The sequence below is a fragment of the Candidatus Micropelagos thuwalensis genome (assembly GCF_000469155.1).
GTDB lineage: Bacteria > Pseudomonadota > Alphaproteobacteria > RS24 > RS24 > Micropelagius > Micropelagius thuwalensis.
Genome location: NZ_AWXE01000004.1, coordinates 179807 through 195580, shown reverse-complemented (window position 1 = coordinate 195580; position 15774 = coordinate 179807). Strand labels below are relative to the sequence as shown.

Annotated in this window: 15 protein-coding genes; 13 read left to right on the top strand and 2 right to left on the bottom strand. The window is 40.7% G+C overall.

What is annotated here, in order from left to right:
* Positions 1-3: 3 nt before the first annotated feature.
* Genes flgM through RS24_RS05560 form a run of 3 tightly spaced genes read left to right on the top strand, consistent with a single transcriptional unit; the run spans position 4 to position 1161 of the window.
* Positions 4-297, top strand: coding sequence for a flagellar biosynthesis anti-sigma factor FlgM (gene flgM, locus RS24_RS05570; protein ID WP_021777215.1), 294 nt, complete (start codon positions 4-6; stop codon positions 295-297).
* 13 nt (positions 298-310) lie between these two features.
* Positions 311-676, top strand: coding sequence for a hypothetical protein (locus RS24_RS05565; protein ID WP_021777214.1), 366 nt, complete (start codon positions 311-313; stop codon positions 674-676).
* Between the two features lie 26 nt (positions 677-702).
* Positions 703-1161, top strand: coding sequence for a DUF2802 domain-containing protein (locus tag RS24_RS05560; protein WP_021777213.1), 459 nt, complete (start codon positions 703-705; stop codon positions 1159-1161).
* An 8-nt stretch (positions 1162-1169) separates the two neighbouring features.
* Here RS24_RS05560 and RS24_RS05555 read toward each other — a convergent pair whose 3' ends face one another.
* Together RS24_RS05555 and RS24_RS09755 are read right to left on the bottom strand one after the other, a co-directional pair.
* Complete coding sequence (locus RS24_RS05555) at positions 1170-1553, bottom strand: hypothetical protein (RefSeq protein ID WP_157833787.1); 384 nt, start codon at positions 1551-1553, stop codon at positions 1170-1172.
* Positions 1501-2217, bottom strand: coding sequence for a hypothetical protein (locus RS24_RS09755; protein ID WP_021777211.1), 717 nt, complete (start codon positions 2215-2217; stop codon positions 1501-1503). The genes RS24_RS05555 and RS24_RS09755 overlap by 53 nt, the downstream gene beginning before the upstream one ends.
* A gap of 100 nt (positions 2218-2317) precedes the next feature.
* Between RS24_RS09755 and flgB the strand changes: the two genes are divergently transcribed.
* The 10 genes from flgB (at position 2318) to flgK (ending at position 15760) form a co-directional block, all read left to right on the top strand.
* The gene (flgB, locus tag RS24_RS05545) at positions 2318-2704 is read left to right on the top strand and encodes a flagellar basal body rod protein FlgB (protein WP_021777210.1); all 387 of its coding nucleotides are present in this window, start codon (positions 2318-2320) and stop codon (positions 2702-2704) included.
* Positions 2704-3120 carry a flagellar basal body rod protein FlgC gene (gene flgC / locus RS24_RS05540; RefSeq protein ID WP_021777209.1) on the top strand — a complete coding sequence of 139 codons (417 nt, stop codon included), beginning with the start codon at positions 2704-2706 and terminating at the stop codon, positions 3118-3120. Before flgB ends, flgC begins: the two co-directional genes overlap by 1 nt.
* Positions 3121-3131: 11 nt before the next feature.
* Positions 3132-3821, top strand: a complete 690-nt coding sequence (locus RS24_RS05535) for a flagellar hook assembly protein FlgD (protein ID WP_021777208.1) — start codon at positions 3132-3134, stop codon at positions 3819-3821.
* A 28-nt stretch (positions 3822-3849) separates the two neighbouring features.
* A complete protein-coding gene (locus RS24_RS05530; protein WP_021777207.1) occupies positions 3850-7653 on the top strand; it encodes a flagellar hook-basal body complex protein in 3804 nt (1267 codons plus the stop codon).
* Positions 7654-7667: 14 nt separating this feature from the next.
* Complete coding sequence (locus RS24_RS05525) at positions 7668-8426, top strand: flagellar basal body rod protein FlgF (RefSeq protein ID WP_021777206.1); 759 nt, start codon at positions 7668-7670, stop codon at positions 8424-8426.
* A gap of 92 nt (positions 8427-8518) precedes the next feature.
* The gene (gene flgG / locus RS24_RS05520; RefSeq protein WP_021777205.1) at positions 8519-9307 is read left to right on the top strand and encodes a flagellar basal-body rod protein FlgG; all 789 of its coding nucleotides are present in this window, start codon (positions 8519-8521) and stop codon (positions 9305-9307) included.
* Positions 9308-9321: 14 nt separating this feature from the next.
* Positions 9322-10023, top strand: a complete 702-nt coding sequence (locus RS24_RS05515) for a flagellar basal body L-ring protein FlgH (RefSeq protein WP_021777204.1) — start codon at positions 9322-9324, stop codon at positions 10021-10023.
* A 59-nt stretch (positions 10024-10082) separates the two neighbouring features.
* Positions 10083-11174, top strand: a complete 1092-nt coding sequence (locus tag RS24_RS05510; protein WP_038300855.1) for a flagellar basal body P-ring protein FlgI — start codon at positions 10083-10085, stop codon at positions 11172-11174.
* Between the two features lie 8 nt (positions 11175-11182).
* Positions 11183-11485: a rod-binding protein gene (locus RS24_RS05505; protein WP_021777202.1), complete on the top strand. Its 303-nt coding sequence runs from the start codon at positions 11183-11185 to the stop codon at positions 11483-11485.
* A 3-nt stretch (positions 11486-11488) separates the two neighbouring features.
* The gene (gene flgK, locus RS24_RS05500) at positions 11489-15760 is read left to right on the top strand and encodes a flagellar hook-associated protein FlgK (RefSeq protein WP_021777201.1); all 4272 of its coding nucleotides are present in this window, start codon (positions 11489-11491) and stop codon (positions 15758-15760) included.
* Positions 15761-15774 lie beyond the last annotated feature (14 nt).

Here is a 15774-nt window from a genome sequence, read left to right as displayed (position 1 = left end):
ACAATGGTTGATTCAGTTAAAAACTTGGTCAGTCGCATCGATCCACAAAATAAATCCGTGGTTCAGAAAGCGTCAACAGAAACAGAAGCGAAAACTTCTGCTTCGGGACGTGTAACCTCCCCTGGTCAAGAGGCTTCTGTTAAGGTTTCAGATCTTTCGAACCTATCTAAAGAGCCTCCAGTTGACTTTGAGGCTGTCGAACGGATTAAAACTGCTATATCTAAGGGTGAATACCCTATCGATATAGATCGTGTTTCCGATGCATTATTAGATGCTTACGTGGAGTTAAAAAGTTAGGTATACCTAGCTTATGAACCCGCGTATTCATTTTGACGATTTTTTATCAGCTTTCGAGCGTAGCCTCGAAGGTATACTTATCTCTGTTTCAAATTCATCTCCCTCATCTTCTGAAACCTCCCAGATAGACCATTCTGAAATTGAAAATTCTATTAAGGAACTTGGAAAAGTTTTGGATGAACACCTTCCTCTACAAATAGCTGCTATTAGCGGCGGTGAAGTAAATTTAACGGAAGATCAAATCACCCGGCTCAAAGATAATTTAATACGACTTGAAAAAATTGAGATTATGGCTCAATCTCGACTGGCTTGGGTGAATTCTTTGGGCAAGGAAATGGCCGAGTGGGTTGATAAACTCGATGTTCAGCGTCAAGATTAGACTTTTAGGGATTTGGTTAAAGTAATTTGTCAGATTTTATCATATCACCGACCGGCATAGCCTTTCTGCTTCAGATTGCAGCACTATTTTTCTTTGTTTTTGCCATTTTGGCTCTCTGGCAGCAATCAAGAACTATGCGGAGGAATATTGATGATGTGTATCGTATTAATGATCAAGCCAATGAGAAGCTTCAGGCCATGATTGCTCTTTTGTCTGATTTGAAACAAGAATTTGTCACAAAAAATCAAGAGATTAACGATTTACATAGAATCCCGACAGATCTTGCCGATTTATCTCGTCGGATGAAAAATGTTGAAAGCGAATTTACCCGCATGGCGGATACGTTTCAGCAGCAGGAGCAAATCAGTAAGGCAATCGCGATGGCGCAACGCGGTTCTAAACGTGCAGAGATTGTTGAAGGTACCGGACTTTCAGCCGAGCAAGCGGATACGATTGTCAGGTTTCACGGGCCGAATACGGAATAATTTCTGTTTTACATTTCAAATTCTTGTTTGCCGCAACTCAGCGTGTAAAACAAATCATTGGTCATGGCTTGTACTTTAGCTGTTTCCAGATTAATCAGAATTTTTAATTCTTGATCGCCAGCTTCCAGCATATCATCCGAGAGAGAAATTGGGTTAATTTCCCTCGTGCCGTTTTTATCGGAAACAACAACACGTTTATCTATCGACCGGACGTAAAGTTCGATGGTTTTAATACCCAATCGGTTTTCCATGCAGGTGAAGCTGAGATGTTTGAATCTTGAAAGCCCATCACAGGAAGCGACAAGAAAACTTGCCAGCACCAGAAAGGCGATGTGAGGTCTAGTCGCTCTCTTCATCTCCAGACGCGGCTGCATCTGAATCAGAGGTGTCATCTTCTTCTTCAGTTGGTTCTGCATCATCCTCTCCCTCAACAACTTCAGCTTCTGTATCATCAGTGTCTTCTTCAAGTGTTTTAGAGGTGTCATCAGCTGTTTCTTCCTCAGTTTCAGCTTCTTCTGTCTCAGCTTCATCTTCTGTCTCAGCTTCTTCTGTTTCTGCTTCAACAGGGTTAACTGGCTTTTCTAACATTTCTGCCTGTCCTGCTTCCAGCAAACGCTCGGCATCTATAAGTTTCACATCAATTTGAATGCCTGCGGGGAAGCGAACACCATTAACTTCACAATCTTCTATGATTCTTAGGCGTTTCCAATTTATGTCACCCTCGAAATCATCACTTTCATTGTCATCTTCAAAGTTGTCATCATTGTCAAAAATCTCATTCTCAAGTTTATCCATTTCTTCTTTTTCGAGTAATTCCTGACTTTCAGTTAGTTCTGAAATAAACCTTCTGAGCAAAACAATGCGTGCAGCCAGAGCCGCGAGACGTGTTTCTTCCTTTTTCTCATTGTCTAAAAAGTCTTTTATGTTCGAGCGAATGTCTTTTAAGGACTTGCCTTCAAGTTTATCGACGATTTTATTGCGTATTTCGACAATTTCAGGTGAAAGCAAAGTCATTTTCGACTTGTTATCTGATAACTCTACATCAAAGTTTTCCATTTTTAACTCCTAAAAGGCACTTGGCATAGGAATTGCAATTTTCAGACCAACGGAACTTGTAACTGCATGATTTCATGCCCTAGTGAGAAACGTAACGGAAATGGACGATATTAAAGAATATCTCAATATTTATGCCTCAGCCCTGTCTCTGCGCGGACGTCGCAATGAGATGATTGCGTCGAATATTGCTAATGCCGCAACGCCAAATTTTAAAGCTCGGGACATTAATTTTGACACTGAAATCCGTAAACATTTGCGAGACGGTCCTCTTGAGACCACTCATGGTGATCATATCCCATTTGCAGCCCCATATTCAACAGGACAAGCTCTGTATCGTTCACCTATTAACCCTTCACTTGATGGTAATACCGTTGAGCTTGCGGTTGAACAGCTTCAATTCTCAGAAAACGCGACACGTTATCAAACCACGCTTAATTTTCTTGATGGGCGCATTAAAGGACTGATGTCCGCGATTAGAGGTGAATGATGAGTGATTTGAAGAACATTTTTGATATTTCTGGTCGCGCCATGTCCGCTCAGCTTGTTCGTCTTAATACAATTGCTAGTAATCTGGCCAATGCCGGTTCCATGGAAGGTTCGAGAGAGGCAGCTTACAAAGCTATTCGCCCAGTTTTTGAAACTGAATATTCTGAGAACTTCAAACGTAATGGGGTCGCAACCACTGGTGTAACCGAAATTGTTCAGCTTGAGCGTGAGCCGGAGGCGGTTTACATGCCGTCACATCCAAAATCAGATGAAAATGGATTTGTTTATGTTGCCGCCGTTTCTCAAGAAGAGGAAATGGTCGACATGATGGAAGCCAATAGACAGTACCAGAATAATGTTGAAGTCATCACAACCATCAAGGCCTTGATGATGCAAACGGTTAATTTAGGAAAGTAAGCAGGTAAATCATGAGTACAATTGACAGCAATCAATCCCTCAATGCCATCCTTGATAAATTAGGGGTGAACAAGCAAGAGGAAGCGACAACCAAGCGCCGCGATCAACTCGGGCAGGCTGATTTCCTGAAACTGATGACAACTCAGCTTCAAAATCAGGATCCTTTTGCGCCGATGGATAATGCCGATTTTATTGCTCAAATGGCTCAGTTCTCAACCGTTACAGGTATCACTGATATGGGTGAAACGCTGAAAGGCATGTCTGATCAATTACAAGAATTCAGAATTGCAACCGCTTCTAATCTTCTTGGTCATTCAGTTCTTGTTCCTGGTAACTTGGCGCGTCCAGATGAAAATGGTGAAATCCATGGTGTGGTTGATCTGCCGTCAAGCGCTTCAACGTCAAATATCAGATTTACCAATGAGCAGGGTGAAATTCTGCATCAGGTTGATATGGGTGCGCAGCCGCGGGGTCTGGTTGGTTTCAGCTGGTTGGATATTCCAAGTGAGATTCTGGAGTCAGGCGACGCTATTCGTGTTGAAGCCTATGCAGACACCGGAAACGGGCTTGAGGCTGTTTCGCCTTCAGTCTTCGCAGATGTATTAGCAGCTACAACCGGCAACGGTCGTGATGGTGTCCAATTGGATGTCCGTGATTACGGAACCATCAGCGCTGCTGAAGTTATTAAGTTTCGTAAGTAAGTATTAGATAAGTAACGGAGTATAGAAGATGTCGTTTTATACAGCTCTGACAGGTTTGAACGGTTCACAGGCTGATATTTCAGCTACTTCCAACAACATTGCCAACGTCGGTACGACGGGCTTTAAACGAAGCCGGGCGGAATTTGGTGATATCTTCGCGACATCACCATTGCAGAACGCTTCTTCATCGATTGGTTCGGGTACAATTCTTAAAGGGATTAAGCAGCAGTTTACTCAGGGTAACATCGCTTCATCTCTGAACGCGCTTGACCTTGCGATTTCCGGACAAGGTTTCTTCTCATTGAAGCCGTCTCTTACATCAGCCCAGACTGTTTACACGCGTAACGGTTCACTGAATGTTAACAATGACAGATACGTTGTTGACTCAGCGGGTCAGTTCTTGCTGGTTTATCCAGTTAACCAGGATGGTTCTGTTACTGCGAAAGATTTGACAAGTGCTGTGCCGTTGCAACTACCTGTGACTTCAGGTGATCCGCAAGCGACGGCTAATATTTCTCTTGGGGTGAACTTGCCTGCCGATGCCGATGTTGTCACTGAGAAGGCGCAGTTTGCTGATGGGTATAATTTTAACCCGGATAACCCGGATACTTTCACAAACTCAACATCAATCACAATCTTTGATGATTTGGGTAATCCGACAATTGCTACGATTTATTTCATCAAAACACAGGCGACATCTGCGGATGATCCAACCAACAAATACGATACGCGTTTGGTGATTGGCGATACAATTATCAATCCGGATCTCGTGCCGGCGGTTGATGATGCGTCAAATCAAATTTTTATTGATAGATTTGGTGCGCAAACCACATCAGTCCCTGACGATAACTACTTTTTGGAAGGTAAAGGTTCTGCGCTTTACAAGCTTGATGATTTACAACAGCAAGTGGATAGTCAGCCAGCCAAAATTCAGAGTGAAACAACAGCTTTTGACTTTGGTGATGAGGGTGACAAGCTCGTTGAAATCGTTACCGACCCAATGCAGTTTAAAGCCACGCGTGAAGCAGGCTCTGCCAACGATGTTTATTGGGGTAAAGACTTCCTATTATTAAATGTTGATGATGGTGACCAGCCGGTCAGTATCGATATTCGTCCAGGTACATATAATGCTGCTGATCTCGCTAAAGAGGTGGAGCGGGCAATTAACACTGCCTATGGTGATGACAAAAAAATTCAAATTGTTCAAAATGTTGATAACGAAATTAATATCAACCTTAGCCGATTGAATTCTGACGGCACAACATCAAGTTTGAAAGAACTTGCAGGAAGTGCAATAACCGTCGATTTGCTATCCGCATCATATGTTACTGATATTGAGAATATTGATCTTTCAGGCGCCTCGCCAGACTTTACTAAAGAGCAGTTCTTAGCCCACACGCAGGCTCGATTGAATAGTGCTCTGAATGAATTTATCGTGGCCTCAAATGATACAATTAATACCACTAATCAGAGCGCTTTTAACTTTGGTAATACCGGCCAATTATTTGGTCGATCAGAGGGTGCGCAAATCACAGATATTCTTGAGCAAACCCAAATATTTAATCTTACGCACAACACTTTAGATAGTTATGTAAGCCCAGCTAGTCGCGGGGCCGCAACTGCTAATGCAAAGTTTTTAGTTTATTCTTTCTATGGTGAACGTCCTTCGTTAAACGTTTATGACGACAAAAAAGTTGTAAATGCAGATGGAGATGGAAATACTATTAAATATGATGCTACTCAAAATACTTTAACTGTTAACTTAGCAAATACTTCTGGTTTAACTGCTGGTGAAACAATCCAGATAGCGGGTAAATTCACTGAGGCTAATGCATCTTTCTTAAATGGCCGAACATTCCAAATTTCAAATGTTACTGCCAATACCTCAATAACTATTAATACGACTGGATTAGGTCTCCCAGACACTGGTTTTAATATAACCAGTACCACTGCACATGTGTTAAGTGATCAGTCTAATACCGTTGAAGCATTTTTTGAGGGAGCTGATAACGTATACGAGGGTGCATTGGATAACTTCTCCAGTAAAAAAATAATCATCCGTGAAACTGCTGCTGCTAAACATAAATATACAAACACTGAAGTTACTACTGTTACTGGTAATGCTGCAAATGGTATCATAAAAGTTGGTACAGAGATTCTAGCATTAACAGATGCAGGTGGAAATGCCATAGACTCACTTCAGCAGTTAGGGTTCGAATTAGCAAATAATTCTACTGCTATGACTATTACTTCTGATTGGGTTGATGAGAAGAATCCACCACTAACAGTAGCTTATGATGAAATTAACCAAAGACTTCAGTTCCAAGTAGATCGTACAACTTTGGGTACAGGTACTGAGCCAAACTTTAATTCCTTTGAAGTTTACGGTGCTGAAAATGCTGATGTATCAAATAACTTGGGTATTCCTGCTGAGGAAGACGCATCTACTGTTCTAATCAGAGGTGGTGAAGTCTTAACTGCTGAAACCTTAGTCGCGGATGGTGAAGAGATACAGCTTAACGATAAACGTTACGGTGTTCAGGTAGAATATAATAGTGACACTAAGACATTTACATTTTCGAGTGGAAGTACTGGAGAGAATATTGCGGCAGATGGTGCCTTAGGAGTATCTGAGGAACAGAAGGCATCAAATATTCAAATTGGCCGTTATGCGATATCTGATACTGACGGAACTGTGGTTAATGGTACTTTTGATTTGACACAAAGAACAATTGGTGCTGGCGACAACCAACTAATGGGTGTCGGATCCACTAAAACTGATATCATTTTCAATAATGGTAGAGGTCTTGCATCACTACCTGCTATTGCGACAAGTACAACTGCGCAAGAAAACCTCTCAGAGGTTTTCACCCTGTCCAGTCAAATTGGAGAAAATATTTTTAACGTCTCTGTGAACGGTATCAGCGGAATTATTACCGTACCGGGGGGATCTTATGTTGGATCAACTCTTGCCACAGCTCTTGAAGAAAGGATTAACCAAATTCAAGATCCAGTTACTGGAGAAACGGTTGGTGGTGTGACAGTCTCTTATAATACTGACACTAATAACTTTACATTTACAACCGGTACACGGGGTAATACTTCTACTATTAAAGTGAATGGAAGCACAAAGTTAGGTCTTGATGACGTACCTTTGGGTGTTGGTTCTATTCCACAAATATTTAACCTTGTGCAAGCTACTAACAAAGATGGAGTTGCATTATTTGTTAATGCAGAAGGCGAGGTTGTTGAGTCACCACCAGCTAATTTAGTGGAAGGTTATTTCCCACTTTATATTGATGAGGGTGAATTAACATTCGATAAAACAGGTACACTCGTAAGTCCAAAAAATACAGTTCATTACGAGAAGCAGGAAGAGGGTGTATCTATCTCACTTGATATAGATTTCTCGGCTTCAACACAGTTTGCTCAGCCTTTCTCGGTTGTTGCTGTTGATCAGGATGGTTTTACATCTGGTCGTCTAGATGGATTGGAGATTGATGCCTCAGGAACAATCCGCGCTAACTATACCAATGGTTTAAATAATCCGCTAGGTAAGATAGTTGTTGCAAACTTTAATAACCAAAACGGTTTGAAACAGATTGGTAATGCCACCTATGTTGAAACAGCGGTATCTGGCTCACCTCAGGTCGGTGAGGCGGGTGCTGAGGGCTTTGGTAATATTCTATCTGGTTCGCTTGAGCGTTCCAATGTGGATATTACTGAGGAGTTGGTTAATTTGATTACTGCTCAGAGAAACTTCCAAGCTTCAGCAAAAGCTATTGAAACTACAACTACCCTTACACAATCTATTATTAATATTAGAATGTAACTGAGAGATAGCAAATGGATCGGCTGCTTCATTTATCTTTAAATGCTATTAAGCATTCCAAGGAAGATAGTTCCATAAGGTCAAATAATCTTGCGAATGTTAATGTCCCTGGATTTCGCAAGGATATTGAACCACCTATGATTGAGAGTAGTTTCCTTAAAACTCTTGAGTCATTGGAGACAAGAGCATTTAGTTTAAGAGAAGGTAAGAATAGATTTGATGATAATCAAGGTCGATTAGATTTTACCGAAAACGAAAAAGATGTTGCCATTAACGGAAGTGGCTACTTTCTGATGATGCCTGAAAATAATGAACCAGCATTGTCTAGACGGGGTGATTTTAGGGTAGATCAAGACGGATTCTTAGTTGATGGGGCAGGCAATAAAATATTAAATCAAGGCTTGCAACCTATCGTTCTCCCTCCCTACAGACAGTTAGTTATAGGTAATGATGGAAGAATTACTATTGAACCACTTGACGGTGAGCCTGGACAAAGAGACGAGATTGGTTTCATAGGAACAATTCAGGCTGAAGTAAAAGATTTGAAAAAGTCTGGAGATGGCAATATCAGATTTATTGACAATAGGGATATTCAGCCGGATCAATTAGCTGAAATTGCGCAAGGGTATCTTGAAACTAGCAATGTGAACCCTACCGAAGAACTTGTTGAAATGCTTCACCGGCAGCGTCATTACGAGTTAAATGTAAGATTAATGTCTATAGCTAGAGAGCTTGATGAAAGTGGCGCTTCCATAATGCGCCTTCCGAGATAAATAATCTAAAATTTCTAACAAAAAACGCCTGTAAAATGGTTTGGCACAGGGTTTGCAATTATTCTTCAGACTGATTTTGAAGGAGATTTCCAATGACTGCCAATGCTATGCACGTTGCTAAAAGTGGTTTAAACGCCCAGCAAATCCGAATGCAAGTGATTGCCAACAACCTCTCTAATGTAAATACAACAGGTTTTAAAAAAGATCGTGCTAATTTTGAGTCATTGCTCTATCAAGTTCGACGTTACGCTGGTGACCTTACTTCTGAAAATACAAGGTTAAATTCATCGTTCGCAATAGGAACTGGAGTAAAGATTACCAATACAGAAAAAATGCATTCGCAGGGCAGTCTCATGATGACAGATAATGCTCTTGATCTGGCTATAGAAGGTACAGGTTTCTTCCAAGTCCTTTTGCCAGATGACAGAATTGCATATACGCGTAACGGTGCATTCTCAAGAAACTCGGAAGGAACATTGGTGACTTCAAGCGGATATATTGTTCAGCCTGAAGTTCAGATTCCCGATGAAGCGACTTCAATAAGTGTATCATCAAACGGAACTGTATCTGTGACTGTTCCTGGTCAGGTTGGTGCGCAGGAAGTTGGGCAGCTCACTCTTGCAGATTTCTCAAATTTAACTGGTCTACAGCCAATAGGTGAAAATTTTTTAGTTGAAACAGAAGCCAGTGGTGCGCCAATTCTCTCAAACCCGCTAGAGCAAGGATTTGGCAAGCTTGTCCAAGGCGCACTTGAAAGTTCAAATGTAAATGTTGTGCAAGAATTGGTAGATATGATCGAAACTCAGAGAGCTTACGAAGTTAGCTCGAAAGCGATCACATCAGTTGATGATATGCTCCGCTTCATCTCAAATAACCTCTAAATTGAGGATTTAAGATGACTCACAAAAAAAGTTTATATTTTAAATATCTTGTGATTTTAACTTCGTTAATTTCAACTGGGTTTGTAAGCGGATGTTCAACATATAAAGAAAATAGAATTTCCGAAAATTTCATGCCACGTTATGATGAAGTGGTTGCAAATAATGCGCCTACAATTAGCAGTGGGAGTATTTTTAAAACCTCAGCTAATACAGGATTGTTTACAACAGACCAACGAGCTAGGTCTATTGGAGATATTGTAACAGTTGCATTAAGTGAAACCTTCTCCGCTTCTAAGTCCCAGAGCACTAGCTCTGATAAAGAAGATGAGCTTTCTTTTTCATTCCCTTTCACTTTTGGTTTATCAGAAATTACCAAAGACACTGAATATAAACTAGAAACCGGGGAGTCTTTTTCCGGTAGTGGATCTGCCGCTCAATCAAATTCATTGAGAGGTCAGCTTTCCGCCACAGTCGTCCGCGTATTCAATAACGGTAACATGGAAATAATGGGTCAGAAAAAACTTACTCTGAATAATGGGAATGAACATGTAAGATTGCGTGGAATAATTCGTCCAGAAGATATTTCGGCAAATAACATAATTCAATCTTCAAAAATTGTGGATGCAGAGATTACTTATACTGGTGCCGGTCAGACACACGACTCTGCGCGTATGGGCTGGTTAACTAGAGGTTTACGGGTATTTTCACCATTTTAATTAGGAATAATAAGATGCAGAATTTTCTGTCTATTCGTTTATTGGCGCTAAAATTTATTATGGGATTGGTAATAATATTGCCAGCCCATGCCGATCGTTTGAAGGATATTACTGAGGTTGCAGGCGTGCGTGGAAACCAACTTGTTGGTTACGGGCTCGTTGTGGGTCTTAATGGATCAGGTGATGGTAATACACTGCTAACTTTACAAACAATACAATCAATGGTCTCCCAGTTTGGTCAGTCAGTACCTACATCTGGAATCAAAGGAAAAAATGTTGCTTCTGTAATGGTGACTGCAGATCTAAGGCCATTTTCAAAACCCGGGCAGGGATTAGATGTCACAGTCTCTACATTGGGCGAGGCTAAGTCTTTGCGCGGCGGGACCCTACTCATGACGCCAATGTTGGGTGCTGATGGTCAGGTTTATGCTATTGCGCAGGGCAATCTTCTGGTGGGGGGTCTCGGTGTTGAGGGTAATGACGGGTCCCAACTTATTGTGAATGTTCCTACAGTGGGTCGCATACCTGGCGGGGCGACGGTTGAACGACTTGTAGAAAGTCCCTTACTAGCTAATCAAGATATAGTTTTAAATTTGCATCAAGGCGATTTCAGCACCGCAATGAATGTTGCAGATGCAATCAATGAATTTGTTAACGAATTGGTGGCAGTTCCTCTTGACCACACATCTGTTAAAGTTCGTGCTCCAGTTGATCCAGCACAGAGAGTTTCCTTTTTAAGTATGCTGGAAAACATTGAAGTTGATCCCGCTCGTCCAGCAGCAAAAGTAATTGTAAACGCCCGCACAGGAACAGTAGTAATTAACGGGGATGTCAGAGTAACACCTGCTGCAGTTTCTCATGGTTCTCTTACTGTAAAGGTTGATGAGTCACAGAATGTTACTGCTGTCCAGAATGTTGTGCTCAATGAAAATCAGGCTGCAGCAGTGGCAGGTGAGCCAGTTATTGAGGAAGATACTGAATTAACCGTTGAGCAAGAAAATAATCCTGCCTTTGTGTTTAATCCAGGTGTCGATCTTTCGAGTATTGTTGAGTCTATAAATGCAGTAGGGGCTAGCCCTGCGGACTTGGTTGCGATTCTTGAAGCTTTAAGGCAAGCAGGCGCTCTTCGGGCAGAGTTAATTGTGATTTAGGGGCTAATATGGATATTAAGCCAACAGCAATTGACTTGCAAACCAGCATGATGCTGGGGCAAAGCAATAACAAATCAAAAGAGGATTTGAAGCAAGTTGCTGAGCAATTTGAGGCTATCTTTGTTGATATGTATTTGAAAGAAGCTAGGAAAACAGAATTAGCAGATACACTTTTTTCAAATCAGGCTTCTGACACTTTTCAGTCAATGTTGGATCAAGAATATTCCAAGCTTATGTCGCAAAAAACTGGCTTGGGTATAGCCGAGGCGCTTTATAAGCAATTTAAGGATCATGTAGGAGGCGAGGAATAGTCCATGGCCAGCCTATTTGATATTGGTAAAAGTGGTGTTCAAGCCTATCGTCAGGCTCTGACGGTGACTGGTCAGAATATCGCAAATATTAATACTGAAGGCTATCACAGACGTGAGGCCAGTATAGAAGAAATATCTGCCAGTCAAGGCGGACTCACCGCTGTTGCTAGTCAAGTGGGGTTAGGTGCTCGAGTTTCTGAAATCCGTCGATCATTTAATGAATTTATGACTAACCGTGTCTACTCCACAAAAGCAGACTTTGAGAAATCAAATGTATTTTATGAAAATGTACGTGATTTAGAAAATTTTCTTTTACCCAGTGACTCTGATCTTGGGAATTTTATGGGAAACTTCTTCGGCGCATTAATGGAAGTTGCAACCGCCCCAGGAGATATTCCTGGCAGATTAGTTGCAATTGAAGAAGGGCTTAGTCTTGCTGGAGCTTTTAGACAAACTGCAAGCACAGTTGAAGGTTTAAAATTTGATGCCAAAGCACAAGCTGAAGAAACCGCAGAGACAGTAAATCTTCTTGTAAATGAACTTGTAAAAGTAAACCAAAGATTATTGTCATCTGGACAAAGCGGGCAAGTTCCAAATTCTGTTCTAGACAATAGAGATAAGCTGATATCAGAAATATCAGAACGTGTAGAATTGACTGTGACCTATGATCAAAGAGGCGTTGCATCAATAATTTTAGGTGGAACTATTGCCGGACCTAAGCTTGTTGAAGGGGCGACATCTAGAAAGTTGGGTATCATAGAAAATCAAGGTGCTATCCAGCCTGCACTTATTTCTGCGGGTTCAATTACACCTACAAGTCAAATTACAAAAGGATCTCTTGCAGGTTTTACTTTGTCATATGAATTTATTGGGGAAATAGAGAAACAGATTAACACATTGGCTTATTTATTTTCTCGGGAAGTAAATAATGTTCATGAAAATGGCATTACTCTTGATGGTAAAGCCGGTGGCAAAATGTTTACACTTTCAGATTTAGAATTTGGATTTGGTCGAACAAACAGAGGCAGTCTTTCTGCAGAATTAAATATAGATAATGTTGATTTAATCCCGCCTAATTCTGTTGAATTCGTTTTTAACGAAGAAAAGCAAACTTGGGTTACAAATTCAGAAATTAACTTCAATGGCCTCTCAACATCATCTAACAGGATTTCTGCAGATGGTTTTGACTTTAAAATTTTTGGATCGCCAGAGAATGGTGACACTATAACCCTTGATAATGTTAGTGGTGCGGCAAAAAATATGAGTTTTTTGTTAAAAAAACCTCAAGAGTTAGCCGCAGCATCTCCCACAATTGTTACGCAGAACAGTCTCAATAATAGCGATGCTGTTATGGAAATTAATAAAACTGAACCAGCAGTTTTTGCTCAGCCCCCTAGTGTGGACACCATTTTTGAGAATGGTAATATTCCTATTAGTGCCACAGAATTCTTGAGAGATGGTGTAGTTGCATCTATTCCCGCAGGTGCTCAAAATTTCTCTATTAATTCTTACATACAACAACCAAATGTTAATATTGTCTTAACCCTAGATGACTTAGTTGATGCTAATAATTTACAAATTGTTTTAGCGGATGGTGCTAATGCCGGCACACATAATTTTGCCCTTGGTTATGGTGGGCTGTTTTCAAATGCAAGTGCAACAGACAATTGGACAGATGAAGCTGAGTTTCAAAAAGCTTTAGCTGCAGGGGTTGTTACCAGCGACACCGGATTTAGTTTGGGTGATTTAGGATTATTTCCAAGTAGTACTAGCTCAAGCTTAAACATTGCTTCATCAAGTGCATCATTTACTTCTGCCAGCATTACCACTTCCTCTAAAACAATCAGTGGGTCTGTGACGAATAGGCAGGACGCCTCAGATATTCAAATATTTACACGTGAAGGTAGGCATATAGCCGGATCGCCTATGTCTGAAACTGAAATTGTTAATTTTTTGAGCGAAGAAAACGGTTTCAGCGCAAATGCTAAATATTACGGTTCTTACCTCAATCAGGAGACAAACGCCTATCGTGGTATGGATTTGAACATTTCTAATGTTGATGGTTTGGAAACTATTCGACTTGGGCCATTTGGAGCAAGTTCTGACGCTATTGCTGGATATGGAGCCTTACCTGATAGCCCTACCAGCAGCTACTCAATTTCTGCAAGCATTTCTAATGGTGCGACACCCTCATTATCCATTCCAGCGGGCGCGTCAGCTGGTTTCGTTTCAAACAAAATTAATGAAACATTCAATGACTTTGGATTAGTTGCAAAATCTAAGACTGTTGTACGTCTAAATAATTTTAATTCAACAGGTACTGTTTCATTTAACCTAGAGTCTGAAAATCAAGAGCCACTATCAGTCTCTGCAAGTGTGTCACCTACAAATGTTTCAAATCTGGTAGATGCAATTAATAATATCAGTAATTTAACGGGAGTAATAGCCCAGGCGAATAATAATAATGATGCAATAACTCTGATTAGTGAGGACGGTAACGACATTATGGTGTCTTCTCTGTCAGATACGAGTCCAATGTTTGATGGGCAGGTCATATCCTCTTTCCCATCACATGATGCAGGGAAAGCCATTTCATCTTTATTAAGCTTTAATTCTAGTAATGCTAATGGCACAGTTGATGCTGGTCGATTTACAGGTGAGGTCCTGATAGATTCATCTGAAGATTTTTCTCTTACAGTCAATGGAGTAACATCAAACTCTACAAGTTCACCAATGAATGGCGGATTAGTTGAAGTTGAGAGTTCAAATTATGGCGATGTTAAGACTTTTACTTTTCTAGCTAATGATGAGGTCGATAGTAATTTTGGCGGAACAGATAAACGCGCATTTGCTGCTTCCGCAACGTATTCATTAACACTTCCATCAGAGGCAAACAGTCAACAATATTCTGCAAGTGTAAATTCTTCACAATTAGCCACTCTAAATTCAAAAACAGTGGCTGAAGCCCTAATTAAAGACATACGCTCACAAGGCACCTCTATTTCTTTGTCAAATAATACTGCAGTTGCTGTTTCATCAAGACCCGAAACTGGTGACAAAGTGGTTATTGAATTTGACGGAGATCAATACACTCTAGTTATGAATGAAGGTGAGATTGATGTTATTGGTGGAGAGACTGGTAGGGTTTTAGCATTTTATGATAGTAATAATCACCTCAACATTATTGGTGGTGGTTCACTCCAAGCATCAGCCATTACTTTAGTCTCCGATAGCACTGTTACAGGGAATTCGACGGCAGCTGGTCGTTTTGGTATTTCAAATCTTGCGGTCGCTACTACAAAATTTACAGGCCAACCAATTAACGCTGCAACAAATAATGGAAGTTTTAATGTTGACTTTAACGGAGTAACAATAGCAGTTAATTTGGCAGCAGATGGGTCTATTTCACACACACCAAGCACCACAGGGTTTTCTGCTTCCTTTAATATTACATCTGGCACTACTGGACGATTAACTTTAGAACACACTCTTGCAACTGGTCCTATAAATTTTCCAACAAATAATTCACTTAAGAGTTTTGGTTTTCCAGTATCAGAATATGGTCTGAAACTCCTAGCTGATAAAATTCAAGTCACCTCAAGTCTTGGCAATATGGTTGAAATGACAGCAAATGCGACAAGCATTGCCGAAAAATCAATGACTATGAGTAATCTTCCTAATGAAGACTTAATAGTGATCATCAATGGAGCGGGTGCTAGGAGTATCTCAGCTTCATATGATTTAGCACCTCCATTAGATGATTTTGAACCCCTTAGTGTTGAAGTGACAAGCGAAGATGGGCAGAGCATTGAAATACTTGATACATCCACAGGGCACTCAATTGCTTCCCGCGTTCTAAACAGACAAGGGCAGGCAATTGCAGCAGGTTATGAAATTAATTTTTCGGGTGAACCAGAGTTTGGAGATTTATTTTTCTTGGAAAGTAATGCCGAAGGCATTGGTGATGCAAGGAATATTGATGCAATTATTAGATTGCAGGAGAAGAATCTTATCAATTCAAACTCTGGAAGTTTCAAAGATATATTCTCTGAGATTGTCACCAGTGTGGGCTCCTCTGTTCGGTCATCTGAAATTACTAAAAATGCTGCTGAAGGTATGCGCGATGCTGCAATAGAGGGCGAGCTATCTTATTCTGGGGTAAACCTAGATGAAGAAGCCGCATCCCTTATGGAATTTCAACAGGCTTATCAGGCCTCAGCAAGAATATTATCTACTGCGCGTGAAATGTTTAACTCATTATTGGATGTTATTTAATTTAGTTTTCAAGG

Excerpts from the sequence above, each read along its gene's own strand:
- flgM (WP_021777215.1), top strand. The coding sequence starts at position 4 with ATGGTTGATTCAGTTAAAAACTTGGTCAGTCGCATCGATCCACAAAAT.
- flgB (WP_021777210.1), top strand. The coding sequence starts at position 2,318 with ATGGACGATATTAAAGAATATCTCAATATTTATGCCTCAGCCCTGTCT.
- RS24_RS05565 (WP_021777214.1), top strand. The coding sequence starts at position 311 with ATGAACCCGCGTATTCATTTTGACGATTTTTTATCAGCTTTCGAGCGT.
- flgC (WP_021777209.1), top strand. The coding sequence starts at position 2,704 with ATGAGTGATTTGAAGAACATTTTTGATATTTCTGGTCGCGCCATGTCC.
- RS24_RS05510 (WP_038300855.1), top strand. The coding sequence starts at position 10,083 with ATGGGATTGGTAATAATATTGCCAGCCCATGCCGATCGTTTGAAGGAT.
- flgK (WP_021777201.1), top strand. The coding sequence starts at position 11,489 with ATGGCCAGCCTATTTGATATTGGTAAAAGTGGTGTTCAAGCCTATCGT.
- RS24_RS05515 (WP_021777204.1), top strand. The coding sequence starts at position 9,322 with ATGACTCACAAAAAAAGTTTATATTTTAAATATCTTGTGATTTTAACT.
- RS24_RS05505 (WP_021777202.1), top strand. The coding sequence starts at position 11,183 with ATGGATATTAAGCCAACAGCAATTGACTTGCAAACCAGCATGATGCTG.
- RS24_RS05535 (WP_021777208.1), top strand. The coding sequence starts at position 3,132 with ATGAGTACAATTGACAGCAATCAATCCCTCAATGCCATCCTTGATAAA.
- RS24_RS05525 (WP_021777206.1), top strand. The coding sequence starts at position 7,668 with ATGGATCGGCTGCTTCATTTATCTTTAAATGCTATTAAGCATTCCAAG.
- RS24_RS09755 (WP_021777211.1), bottom strand. The coding sequence starts at position 2,217 with ATGGAAAACTTTGATGTAGAGTTATCAGATAACAAGTCGAAAATGACT.
- RS24_RS05530 (WP_021777207.1), top strand. The coding sequence starts at position 3,850 with ATGTCGTTTTATACAGCTCTGACAGGTTTGAACGGTTCACAGGCTGAT.
- RS24_RS05555 (WP_157833787.1), bottom strand. The coding sequence starts at position 1,553 with ATGACACCTCTGATTCAGATGCAGCCGCGTCTGGAGATGAAGAGAGCG.
- flgG (WP_021777205.1), top strand. The coding sequence starts at position 8,519 with ATGACTGCCAATGCTATGCACGTTGCTAAAAGTGGTTTAAACGCCCAG.